Below are 18522 nucleotides of genomic sequence, written 5' to 3' on the forward strand. Positions count from 1 at the left end.
GTCCAACCCCGACAACAGCAACCAGAACTACGGCAAAGCCGGCCGCATGCGCCACAAGGGCATCCGTCCGTCGGTTCGCGGTGTCGCCATGAACCCGATCGACCACCCGCACGGTGGTGGTGAGGGCCGCACCTCGGGTGGCCGTACACCGGTAACCCCGTGGGGCAAGGACACCAAGGGTAAGCGTACCCGCAACAAGAACAAAGCGTCCCAGAAGCTGATCATCCGCTCGCGGCACGCCAAGAAGAAGGGACGTTAATCCATGTCTCGCTCTGTTTGGAAGGGTCCTTTCGTCGACGCTTACGTGCTGAAAAAAGCCGAAGCTGCGCGCGAATCGGGCCGCAACGAAGTCATCAAGATCTGGTCGCGTCGTTCCACCATCCTGCCCCAGTTCGTGGGTCTGACCTTTGGTGTGTACAACGGCCAGAAGCATATCCCCGTCAACGTCTCGGAAGACATGATCGGTCAGAAGTTCGGTGAATACTCGCCGACCCGCACCTATTATGGCCATGCCGCTGACAAAAAAGCGAAGCGGAAGTAAGTCATGGGCAAGGAAAAGAACCCCCGCCGCGTGGCCGAAAACGAAGCAATGGCGAAAACCCGCATGCTTCGGACCAGCCCGCAGAAACTGAACCTGGTTGCAGCGATGATCCGCGGCAAGAAAGTCGAGAAGGCGCTGACCGACCTGACTTTCTCGAACAAGCGTGTCGCGCAGGATGTGAAGAAATGCCTTCAGTCCGCCATCGCCAACGCCGAGAACAACCACAACCTGGACGTCGATGAACTGATCGTCGCCGAGGCCTATGTGGGCAAGAACCTGGTCATGAAACGCGGTCGCCCGCGCGCCCGTGGCCGTTACGGCAAGATCATGAAGCCGTTCTCGGAGATCACCATCAAGGTGCGTCAAGTTGAGGAGCAAGCCTAATGGGACATAAAGTCAATCCGATCGGCATGCGCCTTCAGGTCAACCGCACCTGGGACAGCCGCTGGTACGCAGATACCAAGGACTACGGCGATCTTCTGCTGGAAGACCTCAAGATCCGCGAATTCATCCAGAAAGAGTGCAAGCAGGCCGGCGTGGCCCGTGTGATCATCGAACGCCCGCACAAGAAGTGCCGCGTCACGATCCACACCGCACGTCCGGGTGTTATCATCGGCAAGAAAGGCGCCGACATCGAGGTTCTGCGCAAGAAACTGGCGGCGATGACCGACAGCGAACTGCACCTGAACATCGTCGAAGTGCGCAAGCCCGAGCTTGACGCGCAGCTGGTTGCCGAGTCGATCGCTCAGCAGCTCGAGCGCCGCGTCTCGTTCCGCCGCGCGATGAAACGGGCCGTGCAGAACGCCATGCGCATGGGCGCCCTGGGTATCCGGGTGAACGTCGCCGGTCGTCTGGGTGGTGCCGAAATCGCACGGACCGAATGGTACCGCGAAGGTCGCGTTCCGCTGCACACGCTGCGTGCCGACATCGATTACGCACTTGCCGAAGCTTCGACCCCTTACGGGATCATCGGAATCAAGGTCTGGATCTTCAAAGGTGAGATCATGGAGCACGATCCGCAGGCACGTGACCGTAAAGCACAGGAACTCCAGGACGGCCCTGCACCTCGTGGTGCTGGTGGCGGTCGTCGCTAAGGAGGATTTGAGATGCTTCAACCAAAGCGCACAAAATTCCGCAAGATGTTCAAAGGCCGGATCAAGGGCGAAGCCAAGGGCGGCTCTGATCTGAACTTTGGCACCTACGGTCTCAAAGCTCTCGAGCCCGAGCGTGTAACCGCACGCCAGATCGAAGCTGCACGTCGTGCCATGACCCGTCACATGAAACGTCAGGGCCGTGTCTGGATCCGGATCTTCCCGGATACCCCGGTAACCTCCAAGCCGACCGAAGTCCGTATGGGTAAAGGTAAAGGCTCGGTGGATTTCTGGGCAGCCAAGGTCAAGCCGGGCCGTGTGATGTTCGAGATCGACGGCGTCAATGACGACATCGCCCGCGAGGCCCTGCGCCTGGCCGCGATGAAGCTGCCGATCAAGACCCGCGTCGTGGTTCGCGAAGACTGGTAAGATCAGGGCAAAGGCCCGATCTGTTACGAATTGACCCTGCCGGGAAACCGGCAGGGTTTTTCCTTTTTGGGCGCCAGGTATCTGCGCAACTCGATCTCCTGACGGCACCTTGCTGGAAAAATCGCGACGGTCATGGTTATCATCGTCAGGTCCGGGACCAACCGGCGAGGAAAACCATGATGTACCGCATCCAGCAAATATCTCGCAGCGCCGTCATCTTGTTGTTGGTTTCATTGCTTTGGGCGTTCTCCGCACCAAGGCTTTGGGCCGCGTCGCCAGAAATCAACCTGGGCCATTTCAACGGTCTGGCGATGAACGGCTATGACGTCATGACCTATTGGAATGGCGGCAACCCGCAAAAGGGCGATCCCGAAATATCCACCGAATACAAAGATGCCACATGGGTTTTTCTGAACGAAGGTAACCGGCGGGAATTTCTGACCGATCCCGACAAGTACGCGCCGCAATACGGCGGATATTGTGCCTATGCTGCCAGCCTGAACGCCGTGGCCGATGTCGATCCGTTTGCATGGCGGATCTGGAACGACAAGCTGTACCTCAACTACAGCCCACGGGTGCGGCGCATCTGGGCCAGCGATATCGACGGAAATATTCATAAGGCGGATGGTTTCTGGCCAGACTTGCTGAACCACTAGCTCTCAGCTGTCTATCGCTTTCGCTACCTATGATATGATGATGACATTGCAATCATAGGGGGCAATCATGTTTCACATGCTGACATGCTTTAATCTGAAAAACGGCGTAACCATGCCGGACTTCAAATCCGAATACATGGATTTTGTAGCGTATATGCAAAGTATCGGCTTGGTTGAGAAAACATCACCGATCGGCCAGCGAGACAGTGACACTATCATGGACAGTGACAGTGAGCGAGATCACGAATTCTTCGTTACGATGTCATTTCGTGATCGAGCCCAGGTTGATGCCGCAGTGGAGTTGTTGGCGACCCATACAGGCAAGTCCGAGACAAAACATCGCTCCGTATATTCTAAAGTGCGGGATCAGATCTTCATTTGTTGGAAGGACATGAACTGAGTTTGAAGCGTCAAATAGCGCTATCGCCAGTTGGACTTGGCAAGACTCATGAACTGCCTCCGACTTACCGTGACACCGCGAATGTTTGCATCCGGCCTTTGCCCTTGATCTCCACATCACCCAACGGATCAACCTTCACGGCCTCGCCCAGACAGGCTCGGGTCGCCTCGGTGATCTGGATGATGCCGGGCTGGCCATGCGATTCCATGCGCGAGGCCACGTTCACGGTGTCGCCCCACAGATCATAGGCAAACTTCCGTTCACCGATCACACCGGCCACGACCGGCCCTGAACTGATGCCAATGCGCATGTTGAACGGGAAGTCGCCTGAATCGTTGATCTCCTGCGCCGCGTCGATCATGTCGAGCGCCAGCGCCACCATGGCCTGTGCGTGATCTTCACGCGGCTCCGGCAGACCCGCGACCACCATATAGGCGTCGCCGATTGTCTTGATCTTCTCGCAACCGTGCTTTTCGACCAGCGCATCAAATCGGGAAAACGCGGCGTTCAAGGTGCGCACGATTTCGGGCGGCGACAGCTTGTCCGAGGTTTCGGTGAAATTGACGATATCGGCAAACAGCACCGATACACTTGGATGTTCGTCGGCGATCAGGTGCGGATCGTTCTTAAGGCGCGCGGCAATGGGCTCGGGCAGAATGTTCAGCAAAAGGGTCTCGGCCCGCTCGTATTCCCGTTCCAGCTCTTTTTCGGCGCGCGCGGCGGCGGTTGCGTAAATCGCCGCGAACACACCGAGCATCGGAATGATCGGTGCCGTGTTGAATATGAAAAAGAACATGGTCCAGCCGTCCGCCAGCGGGCGCGCGGGTTGGGACAGGGTTCCATATATCCCGATGGCGACGAATGCCATCGCACTGATCACGCTGCCCACCAGCCGGCCACGCGGCCGTCCGTAGGGCAACATGGGAAACAGCAGCGTGGGCATGAACAGATAGCTCACAAAGAACGGCGCCAGCCCCATATAGTAGGTGCAGAGCGCCGCGTGGGTGGGGATCTCGACCAGAAACGTCAGCAGGGTGAGCCATTTGATGTCCCGCAGGGTCAGGGCGGCCCAACATCCGATGCCGATGAGCAGGGTGGAAAAAATGTTGAAAACCGCCATCACCGGCTGGTCGGCGAACCAGAACAGAAGGATGAACGACCCGTGGGAAAACACCCCGATCGGAAACCCGGCACGGGCCAACCCGTACGCGCGTACCATCTCGCTGGATGACCCGGGCGGCGCCCGGCTTATCCAGCCTAGCAAGGCCGCTTGTCGTGTCTGGTACTCCATTCCCGACACCCCCCCGTCAGCCACCATTTTCGGGTGCAAGGCGTTTGCCTGTCAACATTGACGCGCCCGCGAAAGCGCCCCATTTGCCTCTCGATCACCGGGCAGAGCTGGGATAAGAGGGCGCCATGGCCCAGATTGAATCGCTCTTCGTCACCCGTCTCTACCGCGCCGCCTTGTCGGAATTCGCCCCCCGGATCGACCCGGAGGAGCTGGAGAACTCCTGCCTTGTCATCGCCGAAGACGACGACGCCGGCCATGACTGGTGCGAACAAAACGGCTATCCCGGCTATACCTCCTATGCGTCGCTGACCGATCTGCCCTGGCGCTTCCCGATCTTCGCCGATCTGGTCAGGGTGCTGGATCAGCACGTCGCGGCCTTTGCAGCGGATCTGGAATTCGATCTGGATGACCGCGAACTCAAGCTCGAGGACCTGTGGATCAACATCCTGCCGAAGGGCGGGATGCATGCCAGCCACCTGCACCCGCATTCGGTGATCTCCGGCACCACCTATGTCTCGATGCCGCAAGGCGCCAGCGCGCTGAAACTCGAAGACCCGCGTTCAGGCCGCATGATGGCCGCCCCGGTCCGCCGCAAGGAGGCGCGGCGCGAGTTGCAGCCCTTCATCTACATGAAACCGCAGGTGGGCGATGTCCTGCTGTGGGAAAGCTGGCTGCGTCACGAAGTGCCGATGAACATGGCCGAGGATGAACGCATCAGCGTCAGCTTCAACTATCGCTGGGACTAGGCAGTTCCAAGCCCCCGTCGATTGATCAGGATCAAGCACGTCCGTGCCGGATCACATTAGACTGTGCGCCAATGCATCGGCCCGGCAAGATGAGTCGGGTGGGCGTGCAGCACAACTGATTTGATCGGACACACGCCATGCTGGGCTTTGTCACGTTGCTTCTGGCGGCACTGGTCGCAGGCGCGACCGGCGCGATGGGGCAGGGGCTGGACCCGCACCGCATTTACGAAGAAAGCTGCGCAAGATGCCACGCCCCACATGCTGGCGATTTCGTGTGGGATGAGCTTGGCGAGTCCGACGGCGTGCTGACCGGTGCCCGGTCGGGACGTCCGGTCGCGGCCTATCTGATGTCCGGGCATGGCGGTCTGTCACCGGACGAGGCAGAGGCCTTGCTGGCGCATTTCCGGCAGGTGCGCAATTCGGGCGGTGCGTTCATGGAAAAATGCCGGATATGCCACGCAACGGCGGTGGAACTCGTGCGCGGTCACCTGATCATCGACAATGGCGCGCTGACGGGGCGGTATACCGGGCGCAACATCGCAACGTTCCTGACCGGTCACGGCAGGCTGACGCCGCAGCAGGCCGTGGATATGCTGGATGTCCTCACGCGTGTTGCTACAACGCAGGGTCTGGTGAAATAAATCGCCCCTGCCGCCACGCGGTCCGGGGTCGCGCATGCACCGTCAATCGAACACGATCGTGACCGGTATACCGGCCAGCATCTCTCCCAGATTGGACACCCGCGTCGCGCGGTCAAACTGGCCGTGGTTGTTCAGCCCGGTGCCCAGCAGTTGCACGATCTCCGGCGACCCGGCGAATTTCGAATGGCTGCCCGAGGTCGAGTCGTCGATCTCCGTCAGGTCGATTGCAACGACCCCAAGCTCGGCCAGCTCTTCGCTGTTGCTGGCCCCGACGCGCGGCACCCCACCCGCCAGTCTGCGCGAGAAGTTCAGCGCGCTGTCATCCTTGGACAGCAACACAAAAATGTCCTCGTCCAGATGGCCGATTTCCTGCAGTTGAATCCGGAACAGATCCATGTCGATATCGGGCGACGCCAGGGTCACGGTCTTAAGCCGCCTGGTATGGTTCAGCCTGCCCCGCTTTGCCGCGTCCACGATGGCCTCCATGGTCAGAAAGGCTCCCATGGAATGGGCAAAGATATCGTATCCGTCGGCATTGGTCCGCGACAGGATCGAGCCGATCTCTTCGACCTTGGGGCGTGCGATCAGCGCGCTGTTCAGGTCATAGACATATTTGGTGATTTTCGCGGCAGAGGCCCAGTCAAACAGAACCGGAACGCCGACATAATCTGAATCTTCGACAAACTGGGCAAGGCGCAGAACCGCATCGCTGGTGGTGTTGTTATAGCCATGGACAAAGAACAGGACATCGCGCCTGCCTGCGGGCAGCTTCGCAAGCTCTGCGTTCACGGCGCGAATGAACGCATCATCCGAGCCATAGATCTTGGGGTCGATGATCGCGAACTCCGTTCGCGGGTCGGGCGGCAACCGCTTGGCGCGTTCAAGATTGCCGGTCTGATGGATCGGGGGGATTGACACCTCGACCGAGGCCAGCCCCAGTTCCGGCGCGCGTTTGTCCGAATAAAGCGCTCCGACAACCTCCGACGCCTGACGGGTCGAGGCGATGAAAACCTGATGCTTTCTGGCGCTGCCAACAGATGCAACCGGGTTCTCGGGATTGTCGACACCGATCAGTTCCGGGGGGCGCGAGCAGGCGGCCAAAACCGCAAACACGGCAATCAGACCCAGCAGTTTAAGATATCTCACGACACGCCCTCTCTCAAATTCGTCGTCACCCGCCAGCAATTCCGATGGCTTTTGCGGAAGAATTGTCAATGCGGTTTGGAATTCGATTTTCCCTGTTGGTATCCGGTCAACCGGAAACAGGCAATGTACAAGCGTCCACCTCGGTCTTCTGCTATGCTCGGGCAATCAGAGGAGTGATAGAGATGAAAGAGGCTGAACGCGTCGTCCGCCAATTCCACGAAAGCTGGGGGATGCGTGATCCCGACCGCGGTGCCGAGGTGATCGCGGATGATTGCCGGTTCGAGGATGTCGCCCGCGGCGAAACGCAGCCGGGCAAGGCGGCGTATAAAGAGGATTACCTGCGCTGGCGCAAGGCCTTTCCGGACGGCGAATGCATCGTCGACAATGTCATCGTCAGCGACTGCGGCGAATGGGCAATTGTCGAATTTCACAACACCGGAACCCACACCGGCGTGCTGCATTCCAGCCTTGGCGATTTCCAGCCCACGGGCAAGCGATACGAAGTGCGCTATTGCTCTGTCATGCGGGTCAAGGATGGGAAGGTTGTCGAAGGTCGGGATTATTATGACAGCGCCACGATTGCGAAGCATTTGGGCCTGATGTAAAGAACGGCCGTGAAAGAGGCATTTTCCGCACAATTTCTTTCCAAACTTTCCCTTGCCACCCACCCCCGAACCCCCTATAGAGCGGCATCCTGCGTGTCCCCCGGCCGAGTCGGGGGATTCGTATGTCTGTCATTCATCCACCAGGTCCAAGGTGACCCGTGTACGGGGCCTTCTGGTGTTTTGAGCAAAGGAAAAAGGCGATGAACGCCCAGGAACTACGTAACAAGACCCCGGACCAGCTCCGCGAGGAACTGGCCAACCTGAAGAAAGAAAGCTTCAACCTGCGCTTTCAACAGGCAACCGGTCAGCTGGAAAGCACTGCCGGCATCAAAGCGGCCCGCCGCAACGCTGCCCGCGTCAAGACCATTCTGAACGAAAAGGCCGCTGCCGCGGCATCCGAGGAGTAATCAGATGCCCAAGCGTATCCTGCAAGGCACCGTGACCAGCGACGCCAACGAACAGACCGTGACCGTTCTGGTCGAGCGCCGCTTCAAGCACCCGCTGCTGCACAAAACCGTTCGTAAGTCCAAGAAATATCGGGCTCACGACGAAAAGAACGCCTTCAAGGTCGGCGACACAGTCCGCATCATCGAATGCGCGCCGAAATCGAAGACGAAACGCTGGGAGGTTCTGGAGGCGTAAGCCACCGGAACTTTTCCTTTTGTCGAAACCCTGGGGGATTTAACAAGACCAGCCCCCACAGGTCGGGAGAAACCACATGATCCAGATGCAGACCAATCTGGATGTCGCTGACAACTCCGGCGCTCGCCGAGTTCAGTGCATCAAGGTCCTGGGTGGTTCCAAGCGTAAATACGCCTCCGTCGGCGACATCATTGTCGTCTCGGTGAAGGAAGCCATCCCGCGCGGCCGCGTGAAGAAAGGTGACGTCCGCAAGGCCGTCGTCGTGCGCACCGCCAAAGAAGTCCGTCGCGAAGACGGCACCGCGATCCGTTTCGATCGCAACGCCGCCGTCATCCTGAACAACAACAACGAGCCGGTCGGTACCCGTATCTTTGGCCCGGTTGTTCGCGAGCTGCGCGCCAAGAACTTCATGAAGATCATCTCGCTGGCTCCGGAGGTGCTGTAATCATGGCTGCTAAACTCCGCAAAGGCGACAAGGTCGTCGTGCTGGCCGGCAAGGACAAGGGCAAAGAGGGCACCATTACCTCGGTCGACCCGCAAGCCGGTAAAGCTGTTGTCGACGGCGTGAACATCGCCATCCGCCACACCCGCCAGTCGCAGACCGAGCAAGGCGGCCGCCTGCCCAAGGCACTGCCGATCGATCTGTCGAATCTGGCTCTGCTGGACAAGAACGGCAAGGCAACCCGCGTCGGCTTCCGTATGGAAGGTGACAAGAAGGTGCGCTTCGCCAAGACCACGGGGGACGTGATCGATGCTTGATGCTGCAACCTACACCCCGCGCCTCAAGGCCGATTACAAGAACCGCATCCGCGCGGCTCTGAAAGAAGAGTTCGGCTACAAGAACGAGATGATGATCCCCAAGCTGGAGAAGATCGTTCTGAACATCGGCTGCGGCGCCGAGGCCGTGAAAGACTCCAAGAAAGCCAAATCGGCTGTCGAGGATCTGACCGCCATCGCTGGCCAGCAGGCCATTTCGACCAAAGCGAAGAAGTCGATCGCTGGTTTCCGCGTCCGTGAAGACATGCCGCTGGGTGCGAAAGTGACCCTGCGCGGCGACCGGATGTACGAATTCCTGGATCGTCTGATCACCATCGCGATGCCTCGCGTGCGTGACTTCCGCGGTGTGAAACCCTCGTTCGATGGCCGTGGCAACTTTGCCATGGGCATGAAAGAGCACATCGTGTTCCCCGAGATCGACTTCGACAAGGTCGACGAGGTCTGGGGCATGGACATCGTAATTGCCACCACAGCGAAAACCGACGCTGAAGGCAAGGCACTGTTGAAGCTCTTCAACATGCCCTTCAACGCCTGAGCGCCGGGAGGAATAAGACATGGCTAAAAAAGCAATGATCGAGCGCGAGAAGAAGCGCGAGCGCCTGGTGGCACAATACGCCGCAAAGCGCGCCGAGCTGAAAGAAATCGCGAATGACGAAAGCAAGCCGATGGAAGAGCGCTTCAAGGCGCGTCTGAAACTGGCGAAACTGCCGCGCAACAGCTCGGCAACCCGTCTGCACAACCGTTGTCAGCTGACCGGTCGTCCGCACGCTTACTACCGTAAGCTCAAGGTCAGCCGGATCATGCTGCGCGAGCTGGGTTCTGCTGGTCAGATCCCCGGCATGGTGAAATCGAGCTGGTAAGGGAGAGAGTGATATGAACGATCCTATCGGCGATATGCTCACCCGTATCCGCAACGCGCAAATGCGCGGCAAGTCCACCGTGATCACTCCGGCGTCGAAACTGCGAGCCTGGGTTCTGGACGTGCTGGCGGACGAAGGTTACATTCGTGGCTATGAAAAGACGACCGGTGCAAACGGTCATCCGGCCATCGAAATCAGCCTGAAATACTACGAAGGCACCCCTGTCATTCGCGAACTCAAGCGGGTCTCAAAGCCCGGCCGTCGCGTGTACATGGGCGTCAATGACATCCCGCAGGTCCGTCAGGGTCTGGGCGTGTCGATTGTCAGCACTCCGAAAGGTGTGATGTCGGACCAGAACGCACGCTCCAACAATGTTGGCGGCGAAGTGCTCTGCACCGTCTTCTAAGGAGGTCTGCAATGTCTCGTATTGGTAAAAAACCGGTCGAGCTGCCCAGCGGCGTTTCCGCCTCTGTGTCCGGCCAGACCATCGAGGTGAAGGGTCCGAAAGGCACCCGCAGCTTCACCGCAACCGACGACGTGACCCTCTCGGTCGAAGACAACGTGGTCAAGATCGACCCGCGCGGGTCTTCCAAGCGTGCGCGCCAGCAGTGGGGCATGAGCCGCACCATGGTCGCCAATCTTGTGACCGGCGTGACCACCGGCTTCAAGAAAGAGCTGGAGATCCAGGGTGTTGGTTACCGGGCTCAGATGCAGGGCAACACCCTGAAACTGAACCTGGGTTACAGCCACGACGTCGATTTCACCGCGCCGGAAGGTGTCACAATCACCGCGCCGAAGCAGACCGAGATCGTTGTGGAAGGTATCGACCAGCAGCAGGTGGGCGAAGTGGCGGCCAAGATCCGCGACTGGCGCCGTCCCGAGCCGTACAAGGGCAAGGGCATCCGCTACAAGGGCGAGTTCATCTTCCGCAAGGAAGGCAAGAAGAAGTAAGGACGCATACCATGGCAAACAGCAAACGTACCCTGTTTCTGAAACGCCGCTTGCGCGTTCGGAACAAACTTCGCAAGGTCAACGCCGGGCGTCCGCGCCTCAGCGTGCACCGCTCGAACAAGAACATCAGCGTTCAGCTGATCGACGACGTTCGCGGCGTGACCCTGGCCTCTGCCTCTTCGCTCGAGAAAGATCTCGGCGTTGTCGGCAAGAACAACATCGAAGCGGCCACCAAGGTGGGCGCGGCCATCGCCGAGCGTGCCAAGAAGGCAGGCGTCGAAGAGGCCTATTTCGATCGTGGCGGCTTCCTGTTCCACGGCAAGGTGAAGGCTCTGGCCGACGCCGCGCGTGAAGGTGGTCTGAAGGTCTGATGGTGTGCCGGGCTGAAGCCCGGCCTACCTGATACGACGCCGTAGGCCGGGCTTCAGCCCGGCACCGGCACTTTGAAGGCGGGTCCGCCCGCCTCGATGATCGGGGAGCCCCGGAATGTCATTCGCGGGTTCACTTCGATTGAGTAATTGGCGCCGCAAGCGCCTCTAGAGAAAGGGATGCCGAAAATGGCAGAACGTGAAAACCGCCGGGGCAACCGTCGCGACCGCGAGGAAGCAGCTCCGGAATTCGCCGATCGTCTCGTTGCGATCAACCGCGTGTCGAAAACCGTAAAAGGTGGTAAGCGCTTCGGCTTCGCCGCTCTGGTGGTTGTCGGCGATCAGAAAGGCCGCGTCGGCTTTGGCAAGGGCAAGGCGAAAGAAGTGCCCGAGGCGATCCGCAAGGCAACTGAGCAAGCCAAGCGTCAGATGATCCGCGTGCAGCTGCGCGAAGGTCGCACCCTGCACCACGACATCGAGGGCCGTCACGGCGCCGGTAAAGTCGTCATGCGCGCTGCGCCTGAAGGTACCGGTATCATCGCCGGTGGTCCGATGCGTGCCGTGTTCGAAATGCTGGGCGTCAAGGACGTTGTCTCCAAGTCGCTGGGCAGCACCAACCCCTACAACATGATCCGCGCCACCATCAACGGCCTGCAGAAAGAGCAGAGCCCGCGTTCGGTCGCCGCACGTCGTGGCAAAAAGGTTGCCGACATCCTGCCCAAGCGGGACGAAGCACCTGCAGCATCGGCGCAAGTCGCCGAAGAAGCGTAAGGAGACGTCAACATGGCTAAAACCATCGTCGTCAAGCAGATCGGCTCGCCGATCCGCCGCCCCGCCGAACAGCGCGCAACCCTGATCGGCCTGGGCCTGAACAAGATGCACAAGACCCGCGAGCTTGAGGACACCCCCTCGGTCCGTGGCATGGTCAACAAGATCCCGCATCTGGTCGAGATCATCGAAGAGCGCGACTAAGCCTCTCATCGATCCGAACAGAAAACGCCCTCGGTAAACCGGGGGCGTTTTCTTGTGTAAAGGCGCACATCCGTTCGGCGCTGCCCACTATGCCCCAAGCTTGTATGCTCTGACCGGGTTGGTCTTGCCCCGGACTTCCAGCGTCACCGGCTCAAGCCCGTGATCCGATCCGCACCCGGCCATCGTGGCCTCTGAGATCAGCAACCGGCTGTTCATCTGCTTGTTCATTTGCTGCAGCCGCGCCGCCAGGTTCACCGTGTCACCCAAAACCGTGTAATTCAGCCGGTTCATCGTATCGATATTCCCCGCCACGACATTTCCCGTCGCGACACCGATCCGCGCTGACAGCCTGTGCCCCTGAATGTCCTCGCCACCGAGGATGTCCAGTATCTCCAGCGCACATTCCACGCCACGCCGGGCATGATCCCCGGCCAGCAACGGCACATTGAACGTCACCAGCATACCATCCCCGAAAAACTCGTTCACTGTTCCCTGACGGCTGTCGACCGCAGGCAGAACGGCGGAAAAGAACGCGGACAACACCGCCAGAACATCTGGTGGCGCCAGCGTTTCGGCCAGCTGCGTGAACCCGGCAAGGTCGCAGAACATGACCGTCGCCTCGCATTGTACCGGCGCCAGCTGTCCGCCCTGTGCGACGATATCCTCTGCGACCCGTTCAGGAACGTATTTGCCAAACACGCGCCGCGTGATTTCAAGCTGCTCCGCCAGCATGTCCCGCAACCGCTTCTTTTCCAGCGCACCCGCCAGCCGCGCCTTGAGAAGCTTTTCGTTCACCGGCTTGAACAGGTAATCCTCGGCCCCCAGTTCCAGACTGCGGGTGACATGGTCCATATCGTCGAGCGCCGAAATGACAATGACCGGTATTTCGGCCAGACGCCCTTGGCTTTGCAACTCTTCCAGAACTTCCAGTCCCGAAACACCGGGCATCATCATGTCCAGCAGGACGGTATCAAAGCTGCCCTGCGCAAGCATCGCCAGCGCCTCGGCGCCGCTATACGCCTCTTCATAGACGTAGCCCAGATCGTCCAGTTCCTGACACAGCAGATCGACATTCATGGGTTCGTCGTCGACGACCAGAATACGCGCGGTCAAGATGCTGACCGGGCGCAAAGGTGTTTCTCGATCACGCTCAACAGCTCTTCGTCATCCAGCGGTTTGCTCAGATAATCGTCAAACCCCGCCGCCAACGCATTGGCCCGGTCCCCCCGCATCGCATGCGATGTGACCGCGATGATCGGGATACGCGACAATTCCCCGTTGCCCTTGATCTGCTGCATTGCCTCGGTGCCGGTCATACCGGGCAGCGCGATATCCATCAGTATCAGGTCAGGTTTATGGCTCCGGGCCTGTGAAATCGCATCCGGCCCGTTGCGCGCGATCAACAGGTCATGGTCGTCTTCCAGCAACTGCTGCAGCAGGTCGACGTTCAGGCTGATATCATCCACGATCAGGATCTGCGCCATGTCATACCGCCTCGCGTTCTGCGGCGGCATAGATTTCCGGAACGGTCAGCACAAACGTCGACCCCTCTCCGAACGTGCTTTCCGCAACCAGATCGCCGCCCAGCAGGCGCGCCATCTTCCGCGAGATCGCCAGCCCCAGCCCGGTGCCGCCGTAACGCCGCGCCGTGTGCTGTTCCGCCTGGGTGAATTCGTCAAAAACCATGTTCAGATCATCCGGTCGCATCCCGATGCCGGTATCCCTCACACTAACACGTATCTGCCCGTTTTTCACCTCTGCCGCGATGCTGATCTGCCCGGCTTCGGTGAACTTGGCCGCGTTCGACAACAGGTTCAGCGTGATCTGGCGCAGCATTCCCTGATCCGAAGACGCCACCGGCAGGCTGTCGGGGATATCGGTGCCGACCTCGACAGGTTTTCCTTCAAGCATCGGATCGATCATCCGGGCACAGGATTTCAGAACCGGCGCCGCGTCAAAGGTTTCGGCATGAACGTCCAGCCGCCCCGCCTCGATCTTGGACAGATCCAGAATGCCGTTGATCAGCGACAGCAGTATCTCGGCGCTGGAGGCGACCTTTTCCAGGTTTCCCAACTGCTTTTCGGGCAGCACGTCGCGGCTTTTCCGCATGACGATACGGGTGAACCCGATGATCGCGTTCATCGGCGTGCGCAATTCATGAGACATGTTGGCCAGAAAATCCGACTTGTGCTGGTTGGCCGTCTCAAGCTCGGCATAGGCATCCCCCAGCCGTTGGATCGTTTCGTTCATATCCGCGCACAATTCCCCCAGTTCGTCGCGGTTCTCGACCTTCAGGCGGGTCGCGAAATCTCCGGCGGACAACCGGTCGAACGCGCCCTGCAGCGCGTGCACCGGCCGGATGATGGATGTGGAAATGGTCAGGCCCAGTACACCGGCAATCAGCGCCGCGATGGCCGAGGCGGCCAGGATGAGCGATCTGGACTGCTCAAAAGCGATCTGGTTTTCGGCCAGCACCCCGGCCAGTTCCCTTCGCCAGACCTGCTGCCAGTTATAGCTCGCACTCTTGATCGCAAAAGCCGCTTCCTTTAGCGCGGTTCGGTAAATTGCGTGCGCCGCGTCGGCATCGCCGTTGTTGCGCCTTGCATAGATTTCAATGCCTGCACGCAGGACCGCGCGCAGGTCGTCCACCGCGCCCATCAGTATGTCGCGCTCCTGTTCGCTCAGACTTGTGTTGCGGGTGATCTGTCTTGAAAACTCGGCAGCGTTATACAGGCCGTTGTTCGAAAAATTTCCAAGAGGTGACGTCTGGTTGGACGAAGCCCCGATGGCCCGCGAAAAAAGAAAATCCGCCGCGTTGAACCGCACTTCCTCCGACAGCTGTTCTATCGCTTCGAACAGAACCAGCTTCTCTTGCAATTGCGATGCGATCTCCAACCGGTCATGCGATTGTTTGAGCGCCGCAATGCCGACATAACAGATCAGCGCCATCATCAGCAGCGGCACAAAAAAGGCGCAGGTCAGCTTGGCGCGCAGTCCCGCGTTGATCCGGCCCGCAAGATTTGGCAACCACGACAAGAGGTTCGCGCGTCCGCTCGCGGTTTCGACATAGACAGCCATATATTCACCCGTTCGTCAGCAGTACGGGCAAGCTTAGGGGCTGATTACCCATCCAACAACATTTCCATGGTTTCAGGCTGTGACTGCGCTCGCCAAGCCCGTACCTCCGTCAACGGTTGGCCGGGCGGGACAAATCAATCCAACGCGCCTATCGCGAATCCCCCGATCCATGCCAAGCTTAGGGTCAGCGAGGGTAAAGTGGTGCAACGTTGCGGGGGTGCCGGGTGGAACGACAGGGATGCACATATCCGGGATACCGGCAGGAGCGGCAAGGATGACCCGGCCGTCTTCCGAGCTCTTGGCCGTGTCACGCCGCTGGATCGACGCAATCCGGTACGCGCGGAAAACCGAGCTTAGCAACATGTTGTCCGACCGCAGCCACCTGCGTTTTATCGGCACGGGTGACGACGAATTGTGGGCGGGCGAGGCCGTGCGCCAGGGGATCGCGGATTTCTTCGGGGCCATCCCACCGTTCCTCAAACATGAAGAGACATTTGCCGAAGCCTTTGAAAATGGTGAAACCGGCTGGTCGAATTTCACACATGAACTCATTTTTGCCAATCAACCCGATCGGACATTTCACATAAGGACCACCCTGATCTTCGCGCTCGAAGACGGCGTCTGGAAGATCGTTCTGCGCCACGGCTCGGTTCCGATCCCGAATATCGACTTCGTGGGAACCGAACAGACCGCCATCGCCGATCTTGTCGCTGCAGCGCGCAAGGATTTTTCGCTGCATCAAAGAGACGGCTTTGCCTCGATCATGTTCACCGATATCGTCAATTCGTCGCGCCTCGCGTCGGTGATGGGCGACCGTTTGTGGTCCTCCGAGGTGGCCCGGCACTTTGCCTCGCTCCGCACCATCATCGAAGACGCGAACGGCCAGTTCGTGAAATCGCTGGGCGACGGCACCATGTCCAGCTTTCCAGAGCCTGCTCAAGCCCTGCACGCTGCCCGGTCGATCCTGCAAGCGTCTGGGCAATCCGACGGGCCAGCCATCACCCTGCGGATCGGTATTCATACCGGCAGCGTGGTCCAGACCGACGATGATTTCTTTGGAACCGTTGTCAACAAGGCCGCCCGCATCGCAGCCCTTGCCGCGCCCGGCGAAATACAGGTTTCCGATACCACTCGCGATATGGTGGGAAAAGGGAACGATTTTCACTTTTCGGCGGCTGCAGCGGTGCAGCTGGAAGGGTTCGAGGGCGAACATGTCATCCACCGGCTGGAGTGACGAGGGTAACCGGTAACCGCCCAAAGCTTCGCCGTCCTCTGTCGTCAGACCCGTTGCAATCCGGGTATCGTCGCATTCCGGTGTCCAACCTCTAGTTTGCCCTGCCATGCAAAAAACGCAGACCGGCCAGACCAAAACGCCAATTGTTGGCGCAATCAGTCGTGCCTATCTGTCTGTGGTCCAAAACGGGAAATCAAACTTGCCGGGGAATACGCCCCGGGCTGAAAAAAGGAACACAACACATGGCACATACACTGAACATCTCGCATACCGGTCTCACGCTCGGCGGGCGCATCCGCGCCTTTGTCGAAGGCGTCAAACTGGCCCGCGCCCGCGCCTCCGAGTACAACCGTACCTATTCCGAACTGCAAAGCCTGACCGACCGCGAACTCAACGACATCGGCATTCGCCGCTGCGATATCGCGGACATCGCGCAAAAACACGTCTACTGCGTGTAACCCCAATACCACCCGAACAAAAAGCGCCCCGATCCGGGGCGCTTTTTTTGTTTGCTGCAGACTTTCAGAGATGGAACGCAATCCGGGCAATGACCGCGTTGCAAGCGTCAACTTTGAACCCAGTGGGGACATGGCGAAGCTCCAGGTTTTGGACCATTGTCCCGTTCCGTGGTAGAATTCCCGAAGTCAAAACGGGGTACGGCTATGCCGCAACATCAAACAGCAGAATTTCGATTACAGTCTGGCATTGTACTACCGCAACTGGATATCGCCTACGAATGCTACGGCAAGCTCGATGGCGATAAGTCCAATGCGGTTCTTGTCCACCACGGGACCACCAGCACCCATCATGCTGCCGGTCGAACGACGCCTGATTTGCGCGAGGGCTGGTGGGATAGCATCATCGGCCCGGGTAAGCTGCTCGACACAGATAAATACTGTGTAATATCGTCCAACATGCTCGGCTCGTCATACGGAACAACCGGGCCCGCATCCATAAACCCAGAAAGCGACCACGTTTGGGGCGCCGATTTTCCCAAGATTTCGGTTGAGGATATGGTCCGAGCACAGAAAACACTGATCGACGCACTGGGCATTGAACAGCTTTTTGCTGTAGCAGGCGGATCGGTCGGCGGTCTGCTGTCGTTCCAATGGGCCGTGACATACCCCGAAGCGATGCGTGGAATCATTGCGTGTGATTGCGGCCCCGTAAATCAGTTCGGAACAAGCGCAGCCTTGCCTGAACTTGTGGCGGAACTTCAGGCTGACCCCAACTGGAACGGAGGCCATTACGCGCAGGCGGGTGGCCTGACAGATGTGATGACACGCATCCGGACCAGAACATTGCTTTCCTACCAATTCATGGAAAAATTCAAAGGGCAGATGCCAAGGGGTGATATTGAAAAGCTGTTGAACGATACCTCTAGGGAGTGGGCCGAAGAGTTCGATCCGATGAGCCTTGTTGTTCTCAATTCAGCGATTGGGGAATTTGATGTCTCGGACAGGCTGGATCAAATACGCGCAAAATTCTTCTATGTCCTTTGTGATACCGATGAATTCTACCCGGCTTCGATGGGAGAAGGCGTTGCCAGGGAAATGCGGGCTGCAGGAGCGCAGGTGATTTTTCATGAGGTGAGCAGCCACATGGGGCATTACTCCACGTCCGTCGAACCGGAAAAATGGGTGCCTCAGGCGAAGGCCTTTCTCGCCGGTTTGTAATCTCAGTGTTTAAGTGGCTGTGATTGGCGGAGGTCCGCTTCGTCCGCATCACCGAAGCCCAACAATTGGCTTCAAAACAGAAGCTCCCGAAGAATTCTTCGGGAGATGAATTGCGTTCATGTGAAACAACGTGCCCAAGCTGGGCGGGACATCCCGCCGCTTGCTACGGCCAAGGTCACAGCCGGGCCAAACCGGGGGTTTTTCCGGTCAGGCGGCCTTGGCGTGGGGGCGTCCGCGGTTGGGGCGGCGGCGCCGGTTCTGTGGCTTGCGCGCCTCTTTCTTGGGGGCTTCAAAGGCCCATGGCGTGCCGCCGATCACCGGAATGTCACGCGACATGGTCTTTTGAATGGCCCGCAGTTCACCCATCTCGGCAGGGGCGCAAAAGGCGACCGCCCGGCCATCGCGCCCGGCCCGCGCG

At 59.0% G+C, this 18522-nt stretch carries 28 protein-coding genes and 2 pseudogenes; 24 read left to right on the plus strand and 6 right to left on the minus strand.

All coding sequences use genetic code 11. The features are described from left to right. The 7 genes and pseudogenes from rplB to AC2FNB_RS16890 all read left to right on the plus strand — a co-directional run. A pseudogene (gene rplB, locus AC2FNB_RS16860) lies at window positions 1-259 on the plus strand (50S ribosomal protein L2); the annotation flags it as partial. Between the two features lie 3 nt (window positions 260-262). After that, window positions 263-541, plus strand: coding sequence for a 30S ribosomal protein S19 (rpsS, locus tag AC2FNB_RS16865; protein ID WP_005980699.1), 279 nt, complete (start codon window positions 263-265; stop codon window positions 539-541). Between the two features lie 3 nt (window positions 542-544). Beyond that, complete coding sequence (gene rplV / locus AC2FNB_RS16870) at window positions 545-925, plus strand: 50S ribosomal protein L22 (RefSeq protein ID WP_480750425.1); 381 nt, start codon at window positions 545-547, stop codon at window positions 923-925. Beyond that, complete coding sequence (gene rpsC, locus AC2FNB_RS16875; protein WP_480603196.1) at window positions 925-1635, plus strand: 30S ribosomal protein S3; 711 nt, start codon at window positions 925-927, stop codon at window positions 1633-1635. The genes rplV and rpsC overlap by 1 nt, the downstream gene beginning before the upstream one ends. A 12-nt stretch (window positions 1636-1647) precedes the next feature. Then, window positions 1648-2061: a 50S ribosomal protein L16 gene (rplP, locus tag AC2FNB_RS16880; RefSeq protein WP_480750424.1), complete on the plus strand. Its 414-nt coding sequence runs from the start codon at window positions 1648-1650 to the stop codon at window positions 2059-2061. Between the two features lie 179 nt (window positions 2062-2240). After that, window positions 2241-2717, plus strand: a complete 477-nt coding sequence (locus AC2FNB_RS16885; RefSeq protein ID WP_496748089.1) for a YHS domain-containing (seleno)protein — start codon at window positions 2241-2243, stop codon at window positions 2715-2717. Window positions 2718-2784: 67 nt separating this feature from the next. Further along, window positions 2785-3117, plus strand: coding sequence for a DUF6614 family protein (locus AC2FNB_RS16890; RefSeq protein WP_496748091.1), 333 nt, complete (start codon window positions 2785-2787; stop codon window positions 3115-3117). A gap of 64 nt (window positions 3118-3181) precedes the next feature. Here AC2FNB_RS16890 and AC2FNB_RS16895 read toward each other — a convergent pair whose 3' ends face one another. Beyond that, entirely contained in the window at window positions 3182-4408 is a 1227-nt protein-coding gene (locus tag AC2FNB_RS16895) for an adenylate/guanylate cyclase domain-containing protein (protein ID WP_480750421.1), read from the minus strand. A gap of 125 nt (window positions 4409-4533) precedes the next feature. On the opposite strand from AC2FNB_RS16895, the gene AC2FNB_RS16900 reads away from it, so the two are divergent. Both AC2FNB_RS16900 and AC2FNB_RS16905 read left to right on the plus strand, forming a co-directional pair. Beyond that, complete coding sequence (locus AC2FNB_RS16900; protein ID WP_496748093.1) at window positions 4534-5154, plus strand: 2OG-Fe(II) oxygenase family protein; 621 nt, start codon at window positions 4534-4536, stop codon at window positions 5152-5154. Between the two features lie 137 nt (window positions 5155-5291). Beyond that, complete coding sequence (locus AC2FNB_RS16905; protein ID WP_496748094.1) at window positions 5292-5795, plus strand: hypothetical protein; 504 nt, start codon at window positions 5292-5294, stop codon at window positions 5793-5795. Window positions 5796-5837: 42 nt separating this feature from the next. On the opposite strand, the gene AC2FNB_RS16910 is transcribed toward AC2FNB_RS16905, so the two are convergent. After that, window positions 5838-6941, minus strand: coding sequence for an alpha/beta hydrolase (locus AC2FNB_RS16910; RefSeq protein ID WP_480750418.1), 1104 nt, complete (start codon window positions 6939-6941; stop codon window positions 5838-5840). Between the two features lie 182 nt (window positions 6942-7123). On the opposite strand from AC2FNB_RS16910, the gene AC2FNB_RS16915 reads away from it, so the two are divergent. From AC2FNB_RS16915 to rpmD, 12 genes are all read left to right on the plus strand, one after another. Then, window positions 7124-7546 (plus strand): ester cyclase, encoded by a 423-nt coding sequence (locus AC2FNB_RS16915; protein WP_480750417.1) that lies wholly within the window; start codon window positions 7124-7126, stop codon window positions 7544-7546. Between the two features lie 200 nt (window positions 7547-7746). After that, the gene (rpmC, locus tag AC2FNB_RS16920; protein WP_480750416.1) at window positions 7747-7953 is read left to right on the plus strand and encodes a 50S ribosomal protein L29; all 207 of its coding nucleotides are present in this window, start codon (window positions 7747-7749) and stop codon (window positions 7951-7953) included. A gap of 4 nt (window positions 7954-7957) precedes the next feature. Beyond that, window positions 7958-8188: a 30S ribosomal protein S17 gene (gene rpsQ / locus AC2FNB_RS16925; RefSeq protein WP_171179753.1), complete on the plus strand. Its 231-nt coding sequence runs from the start codon at window positions 7958-7960 to the stop codon at window positions 8186-8188. Between the two features lie 76 nt (window positions 8189-8264). Beyond that, on the plus strand, window positions 8265-8633 hold the full coding sequence (rplN, locus tag AC2FNB_RS16930) for a 50S ribosomal protein L14 (RefSeq protein WP_005621870.1): 369 nt from the start codon (window positions 8265-8267) through the stop codon (window positions 8631-8633). Between the two features lie 2 nt (window positions 8634-8635). Then, window positions 8636-8947 (plus strand): 50S ribosomal protein L24, encoded by a 312-nt coding sequence (rplX, locus tag AC2FNB_RS16935; RefSeq protein WP_480750415.1) that lies wholly within the window; start codon window positions 8636-8638, stop codon window positions 8945-8947. Then, the gene (gene rplE / locus AC2FNB_RS16940) at window positions 8940-9500 is read left to right on the plus strand and encodes a 50S ribosomal protein L5 (RefSeq protein ID WP_496748097.1); all 561 of its coding nucleotides are present in this window, start codon (window positions 8940-8942) and stop codon (window positions 9498-9500) included. The genes rplX and rplE overlap by 8 nt, the downstream gene beginning before the upstream one ends. Window positions 9501-9519: 19 nt before the next feature. Then, window positions 9520-9825: a 30S ribosomal protein S14 gene (gene rpsN / locus AC2FNB_RS16945; protein ID WP_496748099.1), complete on the plus strand. Its 306-nt coding sequence runs from the start codon at window positions 9520-9522 to the stop codon at window positions 9823-9825. Window positions 9826-9838: 13 nt separating this feature from the next. After that, complete coding sequence (gene rpsH, locus AC2FNB_RS16950) at window positions 9839-10231, plus strand: 30S ribosomal protein S8 (protein WP_480750412.1); 393 nt, start codon at window positions 9839-9841, stop codon at window positions 10229-10231. Between the two features lie 11 nt (window positions 10232-10242). Next, window positions 10243-10776, plus strand: a complete 534-nt coding sequence (gene rplF / locus AC2FNB_RS16955) for a 50S ribosomal protein L6 (protein ID WP_480750411.1) — start codon at window positions 10243-10245, stop codon at window positions 10774-10776. 11 nt (window positions 10777-10787) lie between these two features. Further along, window positions 10788-11147, plus strand: a complete 360-nt coding sequence (gene rplR / locus AC2FNB_RS16960) for a 50S ribosomal protein L18 (protein WP_480750410.1) — start codon at window positions 10788-10790, stop codon at window positions 11145-11147. Between the two features lie 186 nt (window positions 11148-11333). Next, window positions 11334-11915 carry a 30S ribosomal protein S5 gene (gene rpsE, locus AC2FNB_RS16965; RefSeq protein ID WP_480750409.1) on the plus strand — a complete coding sequence of 194 codons (582 nt, stop codon included), beginning with the start codon at window positions 11334-11336 and terminating at the stop codon, window positions 11913-11915. Window positions 11916-11927: 12 nt separating this feature from the next. Beyond that, complete coding sequence (gene rpmD / locus AC2FNB_RS16970) at window positions 11928-12116, plus strand: 50S ribosomal protein L30 (protein WP_113791481.1); 189 nt, start codon at window positions 11928-11930, stop codon at window positions 12114-12116. An 87-nt stretch (window positions 12117-12203) separates the two neighbouring features. Here the strand turns inward: rpmD and AC2FNB_RS16975 are convergent, their stop codons facing one another. From AC2FNB_RS16975 to AC2FNB_RS16985, 3 genes are read right to left on the minus strand one after another with little or no spacing between them, the layout of a single operon-like run. Beyond that, window positions 12204-13229, minus strand: coding sequence for an adenylate/guanylate cyclase domain-containing protein (locus tag AC2FNB_RS16975; RefSeq protein WP_496748103.1), 1026 nt, complete (start codon window positions 13227-13229; stop codon window positions 12204-12206). Next, window positions 13226-13600, minus strand: coding sequence for a response regulator (locus tag AC2FNB_RS16980; protein WP_480750407.1), 375 nt, complete (start codon window positions 13598-13600; stop codon window positions 13226-13228). Before AC2FNB_RS16980 ends, AC2FNB_RS16975 begins: the two co-directional genes overlap by 4 nt. Window position 13601: 1 nt before the next feature. Next, on the minus strand, window positions 13602-15194 hold the full coding sequence (locus AC2FNB_RS16985) for a sensor histidine kinase (RefSeq protein WP_496748105.1): 1593 nt from the start codon (window positions 15192-15194) through the stop codon (window positions 13602-13604). Between the two features lie 274 nt (window positions 15195-15468). Between AC2FNB_RS16985 and AC2FNB_RS16990 the strand changes: the two genes are divergently transcribed. The 3 genes from AC2FNB_RS16990 to AC2FNB_RS17000 all read left to right on the plus strand — a co-directional run bounded on the left by AC2FNB_RS16990 (window position 15469) and on the right by AC2FNB_RS17000 (window position 18104). Beyond that, window positions 15469-16428 (plus strand): adenylate/guanylate cyclase domain-containing protein, encoded by a 960-nt coding sequence (locus AC2FNB_RS16990; protein ID WP_496748107.1) that lies wholly within the window; start codon window positions 15469-15471, stop codon window positions 16426-16428. A 242-nt stretch (window positions 16429-16670) separates the two neighbouring features. Next, a complete protein-coding gene (locus AC2FNB_RS16995; protein WP_480750404.1) occupies window positions 16671-16886 on the plus strand; it encodes a DUF1127 domain-containing protein in 216 nt (71 codons plus the stop codon). 204 nt (window positions 16887-17090) lie between these two features. Next, window positions 17091-18104, plus strand: a complete 1014-nt coding sequence (locus tag AC2FNB_RS17000) for a homoserine O-acetyltransferase family protein (protein WP_496748109.1) — start codon at window positions 17091-17093, stop codon at window positions 18102-18104. Window positions 18105-18311: 207 nt separating this feature from the next. Here AC2FNB_RS17000 and AC2FNB_RS17005 read toward each other — a convergent pair. After that, window positions 18312-18522 (minus strand): annotated as a pseudogene (locus AC2FNB_RS17005) (DEAD/DEAH box helicase); the annotation flags it as partial.

This window comes from Ruegeria sp. BHSB058 (genome assembly GCF_059613285.1).